The sequence below is a fragment of the Methylotenera sp. N17 genome, from assembly GCF_000799155.1.
In the GTDB taxonomy this organism is placed as follows: domain Bacteria; phylum Pseudomonadota; class Gammaproteobacteria; order Burkholderiales; family Methylophilaceae; genus Methylophilus.
The window spans coordinates 464,396-482,317 of sequence record NZ_JUGE01000001.1; the positions used below are offsets into that span (position 1 = coordinate 464,396).

At 46.7% G+C, this 17,922-nt stretch carries 19 protein-coding genes; 2 read left to right on the plus strand and 17 right to left on the minus strand.

Translation table 11 applies throughout. The features are described from left to right. Window position 1: 1 nt before the first annotated feature. The 3 genes from FG11_RS02320 to FG11_RS02330 are packed head-to-tail and all read right to left on the minus strand — an operon-like array spanning window position 2 to window position 2,892. Window positions 2–814, minus strand: coding sequence for a ferritin-like domain-containing protein (locus FG11_RS02320; protein ID WP_020184034.1), 813 nt, complete (start codon window positions 812–814; stop codon window positions 2–4). Further along, window positions 804–2,225 carry a HAMP domain-containing histidine kinase gene (locus FG11_RS02325; protein ID WP_020184035.1) on the minus strand — a complete coding sequence of 474 codons (1,422 nt, stop codon included), beginning with the start codon at window positions 2,223–2,225 and terminating at the stop codon, window positions 804–806. Before FG11_RS02325 ends, FG11_RS02320 begins: the two co-directional genes overlap by 11 nt. Beyond that, a complete protein-coding gene (locus FG11_RS02330) occupies window positions 2,218–2,892 on the minus strand; it encodes a response regulator (RefSeq protein WP_020184036.1) in 675 nt (224 codons plus the stop codon). Before FG11_RS02330 ends, FG11_RS02325 begins: the two co-directional genes overlap by 8 nt. Before the next feature lie 143 nt (window positions 2,893–3,035). On the opposite strand from FG11_RS02330, the gene FG11_RS02335 reads away from it, so the two are divergent. Then, complete coding sequence (locus FG11_RS02335; RefSeq protein WP_025223911.1) at window positions 3,036–3,224, plus strand: hypothetical protein; 189 nt, start codon at window positions 3,036–3,038, stop codon at window positions 3,222–3,224. Between the two features lie 51 nt (window positions 3,225–3,275). Further along, window positions 3,276–3,416, plus strand: a complete 141-nt coding sequence (locus tag FG11_RS13595) for a hypothetical protein (RefSeq protein ID WP_155930866.1) — start codon at window positions 3,276–3,278, stop codon at window positions 3,414–3,416. Window positions 3,417–3,509: 93 nt separating this feature from the next. Here the strand turns inward: FG11_RS13595 and FG11_RS02340 are convergent, their stop codons facing one another. The 14 genes from FG11_RS02340 to FG11_RS02400 form a co-directional block, all read right to left on the minus strand. Then, window positions 3,510–4,382: an SMP-30/gluconolactonase/LRE family protein gene (locus tag FG11_RS02340; RefSeq protein ID WP_047532899.1), complete on the minus strand. Its 873-nt coding sequence runs from the start codon at window positions 4,380–4,382 to the stop codon at window positions 3,510–3,512. A 31-nt stretch (window positions 4,383–4,413) separates the two neighbouring features. Then, window positions 4,414–4,998 carry a hypothetical protein gene (locus FG11_RS02345; protein ID WP_020184040.1) on the minus strand — a complete coding sequence of 195 codons (585 nt, stop codon included), beginning with the start codon at window positions 4,996–4,998 and terminating at the stop codon, window positions 4,414–4,416. 39 nt (window positions 4,999–5,037) lie between these two features. Further along, the gene (locus FG11_RS02350) at window positions 5,038–6,249 is read right to left on the minus strand and encodes a PQQ-dependent sugar dehydrogenase (RefSeq protein ID WP_047532901.1); all 1,212 of its coding nucleotides are present in this window, start codon (window positions 6,247–6,249) and stop codon (window positions 5,038–5,040) included. Between the two features lie 52 nt (window positions 6,250–6,301). Next, the gene (locus FG11_RS02355; protein WP_052184901.1) at window positions 6,302–7,600 is read right to left on the minus strand and encodes an NAD(P)/FAD-dependent oxidoreductase; all 1,299 of its coding nucleotides are present in this window, start codon (window positions 7,598–7,600) and stop codon (window positions 6,302–6,304) included. Then, complete coding sequence (locus FG11_RS02360; protein ID WP_235276324.1) at window positions 7,590–7,967, minus strand: c-type cytochrome; 378 nt, start codon at window positions 7,965–7,967, stop codon at window positions 7,590–7,592. The genes FG11_RS02355 and FG11_RS02360 overlap by 11 nt, the downstream gene beginning before the upstream one ends. An 88-nt stretch (window positions 7,968–8,055) precedes the next feature. After that, window positions 8,056–8,544, minus strand: coding sequence for an ankyrin repeat domain-containing protein (locus FG11_RS02365; RefSeq protein ID WP_047535665.1), 489 nt, complete (start codon window positions 8,542–8,544; stop codon window positions 8,056–8,058). 44 nt (window positions 8,545–8,588) lie between these two features. After that, complete coding sequence (purL, locus tag FG11_RS02370; RefSeq protein WP_047532904.1) at window positions 8,589–12,524, minus strand: phosphoribosylformylglycinamidine synthase; 3,936 nt, start codon at window positions 12,522–12,524, stop codon at window positions 8,589–8,591. A gap of 127 nt (window positions 12,525–12,651) precedes the next feature. Continuing rightward, window positions 12,652–13,614: a glycosyltransferase gene (locus FG11_RS02375; RefSeq protein WP_025223917.1), complete on the minus strand. Its 963-nt coding sequence runs from the start codon at window positions 13,612–13,614 to the stop codon at window positions 12,652–12,654. Window positions 13,615–13,736: 122 nt separating this feature from the next. Next, entirely contained in the window at window positions 13,737–15,530 is a 1,794-nt protein-coding gene (feoB, locus tag FG11_RS02380) for a ferrous iron transport protein B (RefSeq protein ID WP_020184047.1), read from the minus strand. A gap of 9 nt (window positions 15,531–15,539) precedes the next feature. Next, window positions 15,540–15,767: a FeoA family protein gene (locus tag FG11_RS02385; RefSeq protein ID WP_025223918.1), complete on the minus strand. Its 228-nt coding sequence runs from the start codon at window positions 15,765–15,767 to the stop codon at window positions 15,540–15,542. A 121-nt stretch (window positions 15,768–15,888) separates the two neighbouring features. Further along, window positions 15,889–16,704, minus strand: coding sequence for a peptidylprolyl isomerase (locus FG11_RS02390; protein WP_025223919.1), 816 nt, complete (start codon window positions 16,702–16,704; stop codon window positions 15,889–15,891). Window positions 16,705–16,736: 32 nt separating this feature from the next. Further along, complete coding sequence (locus FG11_RS13385) at window positions 16,737–17,015, minus strand: BolA family protein (RefSeq protein WP_081623283.1); 279 nt, start codon at window positions 17,013–17,015, stop codon at window positions 16,737–16,739. Window positions 17,016–17,018: 3 nt separating this feature from the next. After that, the gene (locus FG11_RS02395) at window positions 17,019–17,318 is read right to left on the minus strand and encodes a YciI family protein (protein WP_020184050.1); all 300 of its coding nucleotides are present in this window, start codon (window positions 17,316–17,318) and stop codon (window positions 17,019–17,021) included. 1 nt (window position 17,319) lies between these two features. Continuing rightward, a complete protein-coding gene (locus FG11_RS02400) occupies window positions 17,320–17,883 on the minus strand; it encodes a septation protein A (protein WP_020184051.1) in 564 nt (187 codons plus the stop codon). Between the last annotated feature and the right edge of the window lie 39 nt (window positions 17,884–17,922).

A 17,922-nucleotide genomic window follows, 5' to 3' on the forward strand; every position in this document is an offset into this window, starting at 1 on the left:
CTCAAAGCAGCGCTAATTCATCTTCACTAAAACCAGCAAGGCGTCTGGCTTCTATATTGAAGGGTGGGCGTAATTTGGGGGCTTGGTATTGTTGGCATAGCCTCTCAAATGTTTCGATTGGTGCTAAGTCACGTTGCACACATAGCCAGTTGTACCAATGATTGCCAATGGCCACATGGCCAATCTCATCGCGTAGGATAATATCCAATATTTCTGCAGCCGCCATATCACCGGCCTGCGCCAATTTATTGCGTAATGCCGGGCTGGCATCTAAGCCGCGTGCTTCCATGGTTCTGGGCACGAGTGCCATGCGTGCCAGCACATCGTCTTGTGTGCGTTCTACCATCTCCCACAGGCTGTTATGGCCGAGAAAATCGCCATATTGATAGCCCATACTCTGCAAGTGCTGATTGAGCAGGCTAAAATGATAAGCCTCTTCTGCTGCGACTTTAAGCCAGTCCGTGTAGTATTGTTCTGGCATCTGTGCAAATCGCCAAATCGCATCCAGTGCAAGGTTAATGGCGTTGAACTCAATGTGGGCAAGTGCGTGAATCAATGCGGCACGGCCTTCTACTGTGCGCATGGAGCGCTTTTGTACCGATAGCGGTGATACCAGTTCCGGTTTGTCAGGACGACCTGGAATCGGCTCGCGATTGATGATCGATTGATCGATATCTAAGCTCAGCCCATCTGCAATAAACGTTTTTTGTAAAAGCAGTACGCCGTTTGCTTTGCGGGATGCATCGCGTGCAGTTAGCCAATTCAATGCAGTTTGGCGTAACTCGATTGGGTCTAATGTGCAATTATTCTTCATAGGCTAAAAAAGTGACGGTGACACAAGTGCCTGTTTGTGACGACTGCGTGCGCGTAAGTCCGTCTTTAATTTCAATGGTGGCATGATGCGCTTGTACAATTTCATTAACGATGGCCAAGCCCAGCCCGCAGCCTTGGCCCTGATTATCGTGCAAACGGTGAAATCGTTCAAATACCCGTTCACGCTCATGCTCCGGAATGCCAATGCCGTCATCCATTACGCTTAGTTGTATCGAGTGTGCATCCCCCTGAATCACTACGGTAATCACGCCCGGGGCAGGGGTATAGCATATTGCGTTATCAATCAGGTTTGACAGCATCTCCCGTAGCATCAAATCATCGCCCCATAGTGTGGCATGTGCTAGCTGGATATCCAGCCCCAAATCTAAACCTTGATGTCGTGCCGTATTCACAAACTGGCTGGTGACTTCGGTCGCGAGTGTAGCCAAGTGCACAACACGCATTTTGGGCTCGCGTCCAGAAGCAGAATCGACCGAGGCCATGGATAGCATGCGGTGGAGCAGGTGGGATAAACGTGCTGAGCTACTCAGAATCATCGTTAGCGTTTCATGCACCTTACCGGAAGTTTTTTCGCGTAAGGCCAGTTCTGCTTGTGTTTGCAAGCCCGCAATAGGGGTGCGTAGCTGATGTGAGGCATCGGCAATAAATTGCTGCTGCAATTCCACCACGGCACGTACGCGCAGAATCAAATTATTCATGGCTTGTAGCAAAGGCTGAATCTCGGTAGGGGCATCTGCGGTATTGAGCTCACTGAGATCGGTATGCGAGCGCTGGTTGATGGCCGCCTGAATGCGCTGCAATGGCAATAGCCCGCGTTTGATACCAATAAAGATCAACCCTGCGGCCAGTAGCAGAATCAAGAGCTGTGGAATAATCATTTCTTCCACAATTTCTGTCACCATGATTTCTCTTTTGGTACGCGTTTCCGCCACTTGTACCATGATATTGCCTTGAATCTGCGCATCCACAATGGGTAGCGCAAAGGCAACGACGCGTACCGATTGGTCGTTAAATTGGTCATCGTAATACGCATGTGCGGAGGCCGGTGGTAGTATTTTTGGTAAGGGCAGTGCGTCCTCGCCCAGTACTAAGGTGCCATTGGGGGCAGAAACACGATAATAAATCACATCATCTTTATCGTAATTTAATAAATCCTTTGCCACTTGCGGCAAGTTAATCAATATCTGTGACTCATGCACCTCAACCTGATCGGCCAGTGCCAATGCGGCACGGAACAACGAGCGGTCATAGGCTAAGTTGGCATAATGCAGGGCACGGTAATACGAAAAGATAGCGCTGACAATCAGTAGTACAAATAAAGGGATCAGCACCCATACCAGTAGCTGTTGCTTGAGCGATCTTGCTGTGTGCGAGTGAATGGGTTCAGTCACTGGATTCTGCCTCTAACAAATAGCCCAGACCGCGAATGGTACGAACACGCGCACCTGCGGGCTCGATTTTTTTACGTAGACGATGAATGTAAACCTCAATGGCATTGTCACCAATCTCTGTATCCCAATTACATAAAGCTTCTAATAGCTGCTCTTTGTTGACCACTTTGTTCATGCGTAACATTAACGCCTCGAGCAGTGCAAACTCTCTGGCCGAGAGCCCAAGTGGGTGCTCCAGATACATCGCTAACTTTCCGGCGACATCCAATGTCAGATTGGCGCATTTCAACGGCAAGTTACTGCCAAGCTGTCCACGCCGGATAAGCGCACGTACACGCGCCTCAAACTCATCTAGGTGAAACGGTTTGGTCATATAGTCGTCCGCCCCTAAGTCCAAACCCTTTACGCGGCTTTCAATGGCATCACGTGCAGTCAGTATCAACACAGACACTTTGTTGCCGGCTTGTCTTAACTTGCCAAGCACCTCCAGGCCATCCATTTTGGGTAGGCCCAAATCCAAAATCACCAAGTCATATACGGATTCTTGCAGCATTAAATGGGCTTGTGCACCATTGCTCACATGGTCTATCGCATGGTTTGCCTGCTCCAGTATGCGCACGATTCCGTTGGCCAATACGGCATCATCCTCGGCAATTAATATTCTCATAATTTAAATTTAGCTTTGTAAGTTTGGTGTAAGTATGTCTGCGTATATTGGCTATTGTGGGTTCGGCGAACAAGTTAATTGAGCAGAACGTGTCCGTGATGAGACCACATTAACATCATTTAATTTTATAGAGGATTATGACGATGAACAAAATTTTATTAGCCATGTTAGCAGGTTTATTTGCGGTGGGCGCTTATGCGGCAGATGCGCCTAAAGCTGAGAGCGTTAGCAATAAAGCGGAATCCGTGAAACACACAGCTGCGCCTGCCAAGAAAGCAAAACTTTTGAAGCAAGAAGCCAAAAAGGAAGCCGCAAGCGCAACCACCAAATAAACCATTAAAACAATATTGAATGATTAGTATTGAATTACATAGGAGATAGCCATGAAAAAGATTTCTTTAGTCATATTAACGGTGATGGTGGCGTTGTCAGCCAATGCATTTGCCGCTGGCAAGCACCACACTAAACACCATCATGCAACTAAGAGCACCGTGGCACCAGCCCCTGCTCCTGCAGCCAAGTAACTTTACTTTTTTATTTCCCCTCAAAAAAGTAGAGCCAAAGAAAAAAGCCATGCAATTTGCATGGCTTTTTTTGTGCAAGACACTTGCGAGTACTTATTTGGTTTCTGCCGGTTTAGTCTCTTCTGGTTTCGGCTCGCCTAATGGAATAAACACTAACTCGCCCACTTTCATCAAGGGCACTAGTAAATATTCCCCATTAGCACTTAACACCATATCGGCAGAACTGGTGAGGCCGTTCTTGAATAGTCTGGCTTTGCCGCCACTCAGTTGATTGATCTCGCCGTTTTTCCAGTCGCTGATGAATATTTTGCCTGACTTGGTTCTCACTAGTCCATCACCGCCACTAAAGCCATCCGCCACTTTGGAAATCGCACCGTTCCCTAAGTTGATGCGGTACAAAATGCCGGATTCAAAATCGACAGAAAGTAACTGATTGCGACCTTCGAATAGCAAGCCATTTGGGGCGAGTATTTCGGGACTTTTGCTATCGGCGATCACAGTCACTACGCCCCCTTTAGCAATTTTAAATATCTGACCGCCATCTTTGAGTGTACCGCTATCGCTCACATACAGGTTGCCTAGTTTGTCAGCTTCGATATCGTTGAGGAACACCGGCGTACTAGGGAATGCGGCTTTGGCTGCATATACTTGCCATGTGCCATCCATATTTACTTCTAACACTCTTGTGTTGTCAGCCACATAAAGCGTTTTGCCTACCAGCACGATCCCTTTGGGGTCATCCATGCCTTTGGCAAACACCGTGATATTGCCTTTTTTATCAACCTTGGTGATTTGTCCGTCACCGTCTTTACCAAACTCGCCGATTTCTGAGATGTAAATGGTGCCATCTTTATCTTGTACGACAGATTCTGGTGTTTTGAGTCCAGTGATTTTGGTAGGGATAGGCTCTTTTGCTTGAACATTGAATGCAGCCAATAGTGCAACAATGAGTGTTATATTTTTCATAGATTTCCTGCCAGTGTGTTGAAAAAGAGTGTTAGTAGTATAGTTTGCTGATTGGGAGCTCATCTAGCGCAGGGCAAATGGTTTCCACATTCTTGGCCATTTTTACATTAAGTGCATTGATAAACAGCTGATTTTTTTTCAATTCTGCAATCACTTTTTCCATGGCTTTGACGTAAGCTTTTTCCATATAAAAATCAGGTTTCACAGTCAGGCTGCCATTTTGTTCTGCCTGTTTTTTGATGCGCACAATTGCTGGCTCTATATTACCGATACCACCAGTTTGCGTGAATACTTTGGCAATGATTTCGCCATGAAACACTTGCATCTGCGGGTTGTAGAACATATGTGGCTCTAACAACAATACGACAGACGCATCATGGGCTTTGTCACACCACTGTGCGTTAGAAAAATATTTGTTGAGCGTACTGGTGGCCGCTTTTTGTGCCAACGGGCCTTTCATATGCCATACATCCAAATAAGGGTGCAGGATACGTACAGGATGCTCGTAATGCACTTGGGCGATATGCACTGCAATATTCCCCGGAATCAGGGTGGTATCTGCCAACGCCCAAGAGGATGCGAGCAGGGTAGAGAACAACGTCAATAATAATTTCATGTTAAAGCTTTCTGAGTAAATGCCCCTAGTAAGAGCCTGTTATTTTTTCTTATCAGCTTGATAGCTGATTTTATAAATATATCCCGTACGATCATCAGACACATACAGTGCGCCATCCGTTCCCACAGCCACATCTACCGGCCTGCCCCAAGCATTCTGCCCATTTAGCCAGCCAGATACAAAGTCCTCTACGCCTATGGGTTGATTGTCTTTAAATTTTACACGTACCAGCGCATAACCACTGGGCTGTTTACGATTCCATGAACCATGTAATGCAACAATCGCATCGGATTGGTATTCAACTGGAAATTGGCTTTTGTTTAAAAAGGTAATGCCAATCGGTGTTGAGTGAGAAACAAAAGTTGCTACGGGCGGGGTCGCTTCTGTGCAAAATTGACTAGGCGCAGTAAAGTTAGGGTCTTCTACCATCTGCGTTAAATTGCTAGGATTGCCCCAGCAATGTGGCCATCCATAATGTTTTCCGCCCACAATGATGTTTAAGTGTTCAGGGGGTATCTCATCATTCACGCGCCCACGTGCGGTATCGGAGCGGTTATCGGCACCTTCATTGGTTGCATAAAATGCACCCGTCACCGGGTGCCACGCAAAACCTTGGCTGTTTCTTAATCCGCTTGCCCAAATGGCGCTGGGTGCATGTTTACCAACTGTGATGAGGTGACCCGCCGGTTTTCCCTCTGTGGTATAGCGCAGAATCGTTGCGCGTGTAGCCTCTTGTTCATTACAGACATTACAAGTGGAGCCTACGTTGAGATATAAAAAGCCATCAGGACCGAGTCGTACCGTTTTGAGTGTATGCCCGCCATCGGCTAGCCCGGAGATAAAAGGCTGTGGCGCAGACCAGCCGTTACTGGTTTTTGTGAGTTTCACAATCCCGTCTTGATTAGAAACCAACATGGCATCTTGTACAAATGTCAGGCTGTTTGGTGCGTTAAGCTGACGGGCAATAATGATGGGTGGTTCGGCGAGGCCATCACCATTGCTATCTTGCAGCATCAAAATTTGACCGCTAGTAGGCGAAGCTACATAAAGATTGCCTTGGGCATCAAAGGTCATCATGCGTGGTTGGCCATACTGACCGCCAAGTTTGCTGTAAATCTGGATAGAGAAACCAGCGGGCAATTTAAGCGCACTAATATCTGGTTTAGGCGCAGTATCGCGCGCATAGCAAGCCCAATACATGCCGATAAACAGCCCGAATAACACAAAACTGGTCCATTTAATGGCTTTCATTGCTCACCTCTATTTAGTGAAATGATTTAGTGGCATACATGCAACAAGCCAATCAAGTCAGCACGTCGGACCAAATATTATTGGCCCAAGCAAACGCATACTGACCTTCTTGATCAGATGGAGCCGTAGACACGCCACCACCTTCTGCCGGTACCATGATTTTTTTCGCGGTATCGTATCGATACACATGCGCAACGTGGACTGCCTGACGGTCATCAATAAAGCTATAGCACGTGTTGGCAAACACTGGCGTTGGGTCCGGCTGATCTCCGCTCATCAGCGCAACAATGGCTGCAGCGCATACCCGTGCCTGAGAGGTAGCCATATGTGCGGATTTGGGTAATCCGGCAGACACGCTATCGCCAATGACATGGATATCTGAATGTAGTGTAGATGCATAACTTAAAAAGTCCACTTCGCACCAACGCTGATCTACATTATTCAGCCCGATACTTTGTGCTACTTTGCCCGCGCGCTGCGGCGGAATCACATTCAGTACATCGGCTTTGACTTGCTCAAACTCGGTGGTCACTGTTTTATGCGCTACATCCACAGATACAATGTCATTGTTAGGTCTGTAATCGACTATGCCCGCATAAGTTTTTATAAATGCTTGATTAAACAACCCTTTTTTAGAGATGATTTCAGGATTGGCATCCAGCACAATCACTTTGCTTTTGGGTTTATGGGCTTTAAAGTAACTGGCGACTTGGCATGCGCGTTCATAAGGACCAGGTGGGCAGCGGTAGGGTGCTTTTGGGATGGTCATCACAAATACACCGCCATCTGGCATGGCTTCTAACTGCGCGCGTAAGTTGACTGTTTGCCAGCCTGCTTTCCAAGCATGCGGGATAAGCGCTTGCGCTTCCGCACTGGCTAAATTGGGGGTTTTTTCATAATTGACATCAACACCGGGAGCAATCACCAGTCTGTCATAGCTCAGTTCACCTCGCGCCATGCGTACACGTTTTTTGTCAGCATCAATACTGGTGACTGTGTCATTGACCCACTGAATGCCGTGATTTTTTTTGACCAAATCATAGCCAAAAGTTAAGTCATGGATGGACTTGCTGCCACCTAGTACCAAGTTGCTGAGCGGGCAAGACACAAATTGACTAGATTGTTCGATCACGACAGTTTCAATATTGCCCATGCTCCACATACGAATGTATTTTGCCGCAGTCGTCCCTGCATAGCCACCACCAATAATCACGACTCGACCCAACGGTGGTTTGCTGGCACGCGCGAAACTGGTATTGGAAACAATTAGCGCACTGGTGTAAGCAGCTGCTTTTATTAAGCGGCGACGTGGGCGATTGATGGTTGTATTTTCCATTGAATTATCGTCCATGCGTATCTTTCAGTTGCTGCGGGATAGGAGAGATGCTGGTATGACGTTTTTGCTCGGAAAAGTAAGTGGCGAGTGCATTAATTTCATCTACATTGATGCCTTTTGCGTGATGGTGCATCACAGTAGAGCTACGTTCACCTTGTTTAAACGCCAGCATTTGCGTAACAAAGTAGCCAGCATCCAGCCCGGCCAAACTGGGGGTGATGCCTACGCTGTTACCTTGTGTGCCGTGGCAGGCTGCACAGGATGCAGCTAGTACCCGAATATGCGATTGTTGGACTGTATTGGGTGTTGGTTGCACAGTCTCTGCAGACATTGCCCCTGTGGGGATTAATAAACAAAGGGCAATAAAAAAGGCTTTAATCATGGCAACATCAATTATTGAAAATACCATCATAAAGCCTTTTACAGATTTGTATAGTGACCAATGTCACTATAGTCATCGCAAGATTAGACTAGAAACATTTGTCTTGGCAGCCTTCTTCGCTCACGCCTAATGAGATGAGTAATTTCACCATGTTTTCAGCGCGTGGACCTTCATCTTTCATTACGCGAATGAGTGATACGTCACCCTTCATTTTAATGTTCACGTCGGCACCTTTTGCAGCCAAGTATTTCACCACATCTTCGTAACCATCAAATGCAGCTAAGTGAAAAGCTGTCATTTTGCTGGCTGGATGTGCATAATTTAAGTCCGCGCCTTTTTCAACTAGGTATTTCACAGTTTCTAATTTGCCCTTAGTTGCTGCCATTTGTAATGGCTCCCAAGCAAAGAACTTTTCGTTCACCAGTTTTGGATCCGCTTCCACATATTTTTTAACGACCTTGGTATTGCCATCGCCCAGTGCTTGCGTAAATTCCATGTACTCTTCATCGGTCAGTGCAAAGCTATTGAGAGAAAAAGCAATAGCTACCACTGCAAATAACGCTTTAATCATGTTCATACTTATTATCTCCAAACCTTCTTTTTTTATGGCGCTTGATTGCATCAAGCAATAAATTTTCTTGCATTCCGGAACATACGCATCCAAGGACCGTCTTCTTGCCAATCATCTGGTCGCCATGAATACTGCACCGCCCTAAACACCCTTTCAGGATGAGGCATCATAATACTAAAACGCCCATCTGTGGTGGTAAACCCTGTTAAACCCTGAGGCGATCCATTTGGGTTAAACGGATACACTTCAGTTGGCGTTGACGCATGGTCGATAAACCGCATCGTCGCTAACTTTTCATTAAGCACTGTTGTGACAGCGCTTTTGTCAGAAAATTCCGTAAAGCCTTCGCCATGTGCTACTGCAATTGGCATGCGGCTGCCGGCCATGCCATTAAAAAACATAGATGGTGATTCCAGCACTTCCACCATGGCAAAGCGCGCTTCAAATTGTTCGGATTTGTTGCGCACAAAATGCGGCCAGTGCGCGCTACCCGGAATAATGCTGTGCAAATTACTCATCATTTGGCAGCCGTTACATACGCCCAGTGCAAATGAATCACTGCGATTAAAGAATGCAGAAAACTCATCACGTGCGCGTGTGTTGAACAAAATGGATTTTGCCCAGCCTTCGCCAGCCCCTAATACATCACCATAACTAAACCCGCCACAAGCGACTAGGCCCGCAAAGTCTTTGAGTGAGACACGCCCTGCAATCACGTCACTCATGTGGACATCAATGCTGTTAAAGCCAGCACGATCAAACGCAGCAGCCATTTCGGTCTGGCCATTAACGCCTTGCTCACGTAATACTGCCATGTTAGGGCGAGCACCCGTATTGATATAAGGCGCGGCAATATCTTCTTGCATATTAAAGGTCAGGTGTGCGTGCATGCCAGCATCCGCTTCATTCAGAATGCGGTCATACTCTTGCTGAGCACAAGCAGGATTATCACGCAGGCTTTGCATGTGGTACGTGGTTTCTGACCATGCGCGATGCAGGTTTACACGGCTATCTGCAAACTGTACTTGGTCTTTACTGATGTGAATTTGATGTCCATTGTTCACAGTGCCAATCAGGTGCGCGCAATGGCCAAGTGCATTGTTCAATTGCGCCAGAATCGCAGATGCATCACTGGCACGCACTTGCAACACAGCACCCAACTCCTCGTTAAACAATGCGCTGATGGCATCGCCTTGTAGCGTATTTAAATCCACATCAATACCACAGTGACCAGCAAAGGCCATTTCAGTGAGTGTAGCAAACAAGCCGCCATCACTACGGTCATGATAAGCCAGCAGTTTGTTGTCCGTATTGAGTGCTTGGATTTGTGTAAAGAACTGTTTGAGTTGCGCTGGGTTGTCTACATCAGGTGCTTGGTCGCCCAATTGGCTGTATACCTGCGCAAGTGAAGAGCCACCCATGCGGTTTTTACCATTGCCTAAATCAATTAAGATCAATGATGTGTCACCTAGCTGTTTATTATCAACGCTTGTACGCAATTGCGGCGTCAATGTCTTGCGCACATCTTGCGTATTGGCAAAGGCAGAAATCACAAGCGAGATAGGCGAGGTGACTGCTTTCTTAGCGCCATCTTCTTCCCAAACCGTTTTCATACTCATCGAGTCTTTGCCAACTGGGATGCTGATGCCCAAGGCTGGACACAATTCCATGCCCACTGCTTTCACTGTGTTAAACAAGGCTGCATCTTCGCCGGCATGACCTGCAGGCGCCATCCAATTGGCAGACAGTTTTAAATTGCCGATATCGCTGATCCAGCTGGCAGCAATATTGGTGATGGCCTCACCAATCGCCATGCGGCCAGAGGCTGGTGCATTGATCAATGCAATCGGTGCTTTTTCACCAATGGCAAACGCTTCACCCACATTGGTTTGATAGCCAGCCAAGGTGACGGCCACATCAGCTACTGGCACTTGCCAAGGCCCGACCATTTGGTCACGTGCGATCAGACCAGTCACAGAGCGGTCACCGATGGTAATCAGGAATGTTTTATCTGCCACGCCGGGTAAGCGTAGCACGCGTGCGGCTGCCTCTTTCAAATCAATCTTGCTAGTATCGAATGCTGTTAATTGTTTGGGGGCGCTCTTGACATCACGTGTCATTTTAGGTGGCTTGCCTAATAGCACAGAGAGCTCCATGTCTACCGGTTTATTGGCAAAGTGACTATCTTCTACCGTCAAGTGACGTGCTTCGGTCGCAATGCCGACAATCGCAAATGGGCAACGTTCACGGGCGCAAATGTCTTCAAACAACGCCAAGTTTTCTTTGGCTACGGCCATGACATAACGCTCTTGCGCTTCATTGCTCCACAGTTCGCGTGGGCTCATGCCGGGTTCTTCGTTATTGACATTGCGTAGTTGGAATACAGCACCCACTTTGGCGTCGTTGACTAACTCTGGAAATGCATTTGAGATACCGCCTGCCCCCACGTCATGAATACTCACAATAGGGTTTTGATCGCCCAGTTGCCAGCAACGGTCGATGACTTCTTGCGCACGGCGTTGTAATTCCGGATTACCACGCTGTACCGAATCGAAATCCAGATTTTCAGTATTCGCACCGGTATCCATGCTAGATGCTGCGCCGCCGCCTAAGCCAATCAGCATGGCCGGGCCGCCCAGTTGAATCAGTGCCGCACCAGGTGGAATAGCATCTTTGAATGCGTGCTGGTCAGAAATATTGCCTACACCACCTGCTAACATAATGGGCTTGTGATAACCACGCACTTCGGCATTACCTTGTGCATCTTGTGCTTCAAGCTCAAAGGTGCGGAAATAGCCGGCAATATTGGGGCGGCCAAATTCATTGTTGTAAGCAGCGCCACCCAATGGGCCGTCTATCATGATTTGTAGCGGGGTAGCAATACGGCTGGGTTTGCCGTAAGGTTTTTCCCAAGGCTGTTTGAGATCAGGCAAGTTGAGGTTAGACACAGAGAATCCGGTCAGTCCGGCTTTTGGTTTGGAGCCGATGCCCGTTGCGCCTTCATCTCGAATCTCGCCACCTGCACCAGTGGCAGCGCCAGCAAATGGAGAAATAGCGGTAGGGTGGTTATGCGTTTCTACTTTCATCAGGTAGTGCATATCATCTTCTACAAAGCGGTATTCGCCAGATTGGCTTGGGTAGAAACGTTGGGTTTTTTGGCCAGCCACAATAGATGAGTTGTCTGAGTAGGCAACCACCGTACTGCCCGGATTGAGCTTGTGCGTGTTGCGGATCATGCCAAACAGTGAGATTTCTTGCTGTACACCGTCAATCACCCAGTCTGCATTGAATATTTTGTGACGGCAGTGCTCAGAGTTCGCCTGTGCAAACATCATCAGCTCGACATCTGTCGGGTTGCGCCCCATTTTTTGATAATTTTCTAAGAGATAATCTACCTCATCTGGCGATAGCGCTAAACCCATCTCGTTATTGGCTGCCTCTAGCGCAGGTTTGCCGCCATGTAAAATATCAATCGTATTTAATGGTTTTGGTGCTGCGTGGTGATATAGCTTTTCTGCGTCTTGTAACTGGCTTACCACAGTTTCTGTCATGCGGTCATGAATCGCTGCTTTGAATGCGGCTTTTTCAGCATCGCTTAATGGTTGACCGTTTTGGGTGGTCACATAATACGCAATGCCGCGTTCAAGCCGTAAAATATTGTCCAGTCCACAATTGTTAGCAATGTCTGTAGCACGTGATGCCCAAGGCGAAATAGTGCCGATACGCGGGATGACCAAAAATAATTCACCGGCAGGTGTTTCGGTGGTGGTCGCCGGGCCGTAGGTCAAAATTTCTTTCAGTGTACTTTGGTCACTGGCCGATAATGCATTGTCACTAAAGGCAAAGTGCACAAATTCGGTATAGAGATGTTGAATGCTTGGGACAGATTGCTTAAGGGTTGCGTAAAGTTTTTCGAGGCGAAATTGTGATAGCGCAGCGCTGCCACGCAGACTTAAACAGGAGGTGCTTGATTGGGTGCTGGACATGAATGTAAGTATTTAACTGGATTGATGATTTACAACCATTATTTTAGCAGAAAGCAGCACCACACACACTGCTGAAAATCATCGATAAGCATGCCAGCGCAACAACCGTTGGCTGAAGCGCCGCTAGCTAGTTGTTACCGACAAAGCCAAGTAGATTTTTGTGCTTGAGTATCAATACAATCAAACTGAGTAAGTCTTTACGCCGATAAAACGCGTATCTATTTTTGAACAGAATATATAGTTTTTTGAGCTTGCTACTACCTTCAAACAGGTAGAGATATTCTGCGACCTGTTTCTTTGCAATACTTGTCCAATCAAGCGCACTAAAGTCTTGTTTAACATGGCGATAGTTGCTTAAACTCACCTGTAAAGTTGGGCTGATATCAGAAGATTCACTATCCTGTAATTTGGCGTCGTTACGTGCAATTGAGCTGGAGTTATGTTGACGGTAATACAGTAGATTGTCAGAGATAAATCCGCGTGCACCGGTCAGTTCCGCAATCATCCCCAAATGGTAGTCGTAAGGTAGTTTTGCGCTAATTTTTCTGGATTCGTTATTCAATGCACGATTGAATAGCGTGGAGCCACCTTGCACACTGTTGGCGATGATGATGCCGTTTAGCCCGGTTTTGAGGCCGCGTCTTCCAATGAATTGATCGCGTATGCTATTAAGTTGGCTATCCACAAAAGCAGAATCGGTGTGGACGAGTGCTGGTATTTTTTTTACGGTTTCAATAGATTGCAATAAGCGTAAGCTGCGTTCCAGCTTCTCTGGAAACCATACGTCATCTTGATCGCACGCAGCAATATAGGGCTCATCCACTTTGTTGAATAAATGAAAATAGGCTTGCACCACGCCCAAATTACCTAGCTGATCTTCCAGAAAAATAAAACGAGGATCTTGGGCAACATAGCGTTTGATGATGGTGATGGATTCATCTTTTGAGCCGTCATCCCGAATATAACAGCGCCAGTTTTGATACGTCTGCGCAATCAGCGAATCCAGCTGTGCGGCAATATAGGCTTCACCGTTATAGGTCGATAATACAATGGCAATACGTTGAGATGCGTCATCTGAAGAAGCGGACATGAGCAGTCATTTCTAATTGTTAATTTTGAAATTACATACTAGCAAAAAATCGATGTCCTGCTAAGCGCTTTTGGTCTATGGCAGTAGCCCCATATGGGTAGTGCTAACCTTGCTGTTGCTTGCTATAGCCCGAGTGCGCGGGCGCCTTGGTAAAAGATAAAGCTGATGAGCCATGCCAGTGCCAGCGACCACACAATGGATAACCACATGAATCCACTACTTTTTGATTCACTTTTCATGGTGGCGATAGTCGATAAACAAGGGGTGTAGATCAGGGTGAACAGCATAAAGCTCATGCCTTGCACCCAGTCGATGTTCATCGCAATTTGCTGGCTGAGCGCGTCGCCTTGCAAGCCATAAATCACGGCAAGCGAGCCCACCACAATCTCTTTGGCCACGAAGCCAAAAATCAGTGCAATCGCCAGTTGGGTATCAATGCCAATCGGATTAAGCACAGGAGCGAATAGTTGCCCGATTTGACCTGCCCAAGTAGCGCTACTGGCAGGCGCGACATTGGTTGGATAGTGCGTGAGCAACCAAACCAATACCACGCCAATAATAATAAATTTGGTGGCGCGACTTAAAAAGTGCTTCACCTCTTGCCAGCCACGTAGCCAGATTTGGCGCGGGGTTGGAAAGCGATAAGGCGGCAGCTCTAAGATAAATGGCTCGGTACTTTTGTATTGGTGTTTAAACAAGATGGCGGTTAAGAATATGGTAAAGAAGCTCACCATATACAGTGCAAACATGATGTAAGCGGCTTGGCTTGCGGCAAATAATGTCGCAATCATAAACAAGAATACTTGTAAGCGTGCAGAACACAATGAGAGCGGGATCACCAACATGGTGAGTAGGCGCATCGGGCGGCTACGCATCACGCGCGTGCCCATTAGTGCAGGAACGTTACAACCAAATCCCATCAGCACCATGACAAAACCGCGGCCATCCAAACCCATTTTGGCCATTAAAGTGTCCATTAAAAATGCGGCGCGAGATAAGTAGCCGCTATCTTCCACCATGCTCATTACTAAAAAGAACAGCACAATGATGGGCACAAATGCGGCTACGGTGCCGATGCCGTTGTAAATGCCATCCAGCAGCAATCCATTGAGCCAAGCAGGCAAGCTGGCGAATACAGGTTCTAAGGCTGTCGTTCTGAATAATTCCAGCAACCAAGCCATGCCATCTTGTAGCGGTTTGCCTGCGGTAAAAATAAATTGAAACAACAAAAACATAGCCAGAAAAAATAGCGGTAAGCCCAACCATGGGTGTAGCAATACACGGTCAATACGGTCAGTGGTTTCATCGTTCAGCTGGGTGGGCATTTGCACGGCATGTTTGACGATGTTATGCATGGTTTGCTCAATCTGAGTATCGACTTCGAGCAATTGCGCCACATGTGCGGGTGATGGCATGGTGCTGACTGGGGTGTTCAGCACCAGTGCGGCAGCCTGTAGGGCTTGTGGGCAGCCATCACCGTATTTAGCGCTAATGGTTTGGACGGGAAACCCTAATTGTGCCGCCATCGTTACTGTATCAATGGTAATGCCGGCGCGCTTGGCCTCATCTTGCATGTTAAGCAAGAGTAATGTGGGTAGGCCAAGCTGCTTAATTTGTAATGCCAGCGATAGTTGTCGGTCAATCTGCGAGCTGTTGAGCACAATCATGACCAGATCTACAGTGTGATTGCTTAAAAAATGGCGGACCACTTGCTCATCATCTGAGAAGCCATGTAAATCGTATAAGCCGGGCAAATCAATCAGCTCAGCAATGTGTCCGCCTAGCAAGATTTTTGCACTCATTAAATCAACGGTAATGCCAGGCCAGTTGCCCACGCGTGCTGATGCGCCACTTAAGCGATTAAATAATGTGGATTTCCCAGTATTGGGCATGCCCAGTAGTGCAATACGTTTCATGAGGTGTACTTAAGCTAGATCAAGTTGGATACGTTGTGCTTCGGACTCACGCAAGATGATATCTGTTGCACCAATACGCACATGGAGCGGACCGTTAAAGCTTGCGCGACGAATCAGCGCAATCTGTTTGCCAATACGAAATCCTAACGCGTTAAGCCGTTGGTATAACGCTTGCTCGGCATGAATCGCATGGATGGTGCCTTGTTGGCCCGGGGTTAATTGGCTTAAAACGGTCATACGGATTATGAATAATCTAAATGATAATAGTTCTTAATTATGGCATAAATTCATGGGGTACGGAAAATAAAAAAGCCTGCAGGTGCAGGCTTTTTTGATGGTAAGTGCTGTAGTACGGGTTTTATTTTTTCGCACCAGTGCTAGCGCCAGCCACTTCAATTTTTGCTTTGTCTTTAAGACCCAGCATCATTTTTTCCAGCTTACGTTGTTGCAAAGTACGCTCTAAACCTTCTTTTACTTTGTCGTACGGTGGCACTTGTGTTGCGCGGGTGTCCACCATTTTAATTACGTGCCAGCCAAATTGTGTTTGTACTGGCGCTGTTGTCAACTCACCTTTTTTAAGTGCAATCACTGCATCGCTGAATGGTTTCACCATGCCTGCTGGAGAGAACCAACCTAAATCGCCACCTTTTTCTTTAGAGCCAGGGTCCAGTGATTTCTCTTTGGCTAATTTGGCAAAATCCGTACCTTTTTTAAGTTGTGCTAACACATCATTGGCTTCGGCTTCTGTTTTCACCAAGATATGACGTGCGTTATATTCTTTATCACCCAACTCTTTTTTGTATTGCTCGTAGGCTTCTTTTTTCTCGGCTTCAGACACAGGATTTTTCTTCATAAAGTCAGCAAGAAAAGCATTTACTAGCAATTTACGACGCGCCAGTTCTTCGTTAGCAATAAAGTCAGCTTGTTTATCAATGCCTAGTTTTTGCGCTTCTTGGTAAGCCAGCTCAGAACCTACTAGCTCGTTAATGACTGCATTCTTCATGTTGTCATTTGGTTTTTGGCCACGTGCTTCCGCATCTTTTAATATGTAATCTACCCATGCTTGTTTGATGGGTTTGCCGTTGACCGTTGCAGGGTCCGCAGCCAGTGTTGGTAGTGCCAGTGCTAGCGTGGAAAGTGCGGCAGTGGTAACTAAAATGTGTTTGATGTTCATGAGAGGTCCTCAGGGTAAAAGTAAAGTCTTGATTAGTTAGACATTGTTGTTATGGGGTCGCTTGGTGAAATTGCAAGTATGCTAATTGCATGAATTTTATGCGGAATTAAATCATTGATTGCTTGATACACCATTCTGTGACGCACGATCTGTGATTGATTCGAAAAGTGGGAGCTTACGATTTTTAGTTGAAAGTGTCCACCCCCCGTATTTCCAGCATGTCCTTTGTGCAAATCGCTTTGGTCAGTAAGTTCGAGTAGGCTGGGTTCCAAATTGTTCAATCTGGATTTGATTTCTTCTATCAGGTGCATGGTTTATGGCAGCGTTTTTCTAAAAGGTGATACTTTAACACTGGCATAGACCTGTTCTGTGACAAAAGGATCCGCATCAGCCCATGCTTGTGCTGCTTCTATATCATCGAACTCTGCAATGATTAAGCTGCCGGTGTAACCCGCGGGTCCCGGGTCAATGCTATCAATAGCGGGAAAAGGGCCGGCCAATAGCAGACGACCGGTATTTTGTAATTCGGTGAGCCGTGCTAAATGCGCTGGCCTGGCTTTTAAGCGTTTATCCAGGCTGTTGGGGGTGTCCTCAGCCACAATTGCGTACCACATATTACTCTCCATCTTTCTGATTTGGGTCTTCATGATTCGGGTTAACCAAATAGGCTTTCAGCACCAAGGTTTGACCAATCATAAAAGCAAACATCAGTGAGGTGACGCCGAAGAGTTTGAAATTGACCCAAGCATTTTCGGTAAAGTGAAACGCAACATATAAATTAAGTATGCCTAATACCACCAAAAACAGAATCCACACCCAATTGAGTTTGTGCCAAACAGTGGCTGGTGGGTTTAATACTTTGTGCATCATTTGTTGAATCAAGTTTTTGTTAAAAAACTGATTCGAAACAAACAAGACCAAAGCGCCTATCCAATAAAGCGCGGTGGGTTTCCACATAATATAGGTCTTGTCATGCAGCAATAAAGTGATGCCGCCGAGTATGGAAATGATCGCGCCGTTGATGAGAAGCGCTTTATCTACGGTTTTGAATACTAGTTTGCTCCACAAAATAAGCGCGATGGTGGTGCCGATGGCGACTGCGGTGGCGACATAGATATCAAACAGCTTATAAGCCACAAAAAACAAAATGACGGGGAGTAAATCAAAAAAAATTTTCATGAATACACTTCAAAATACGTTGATATTGGATGGGGCTCA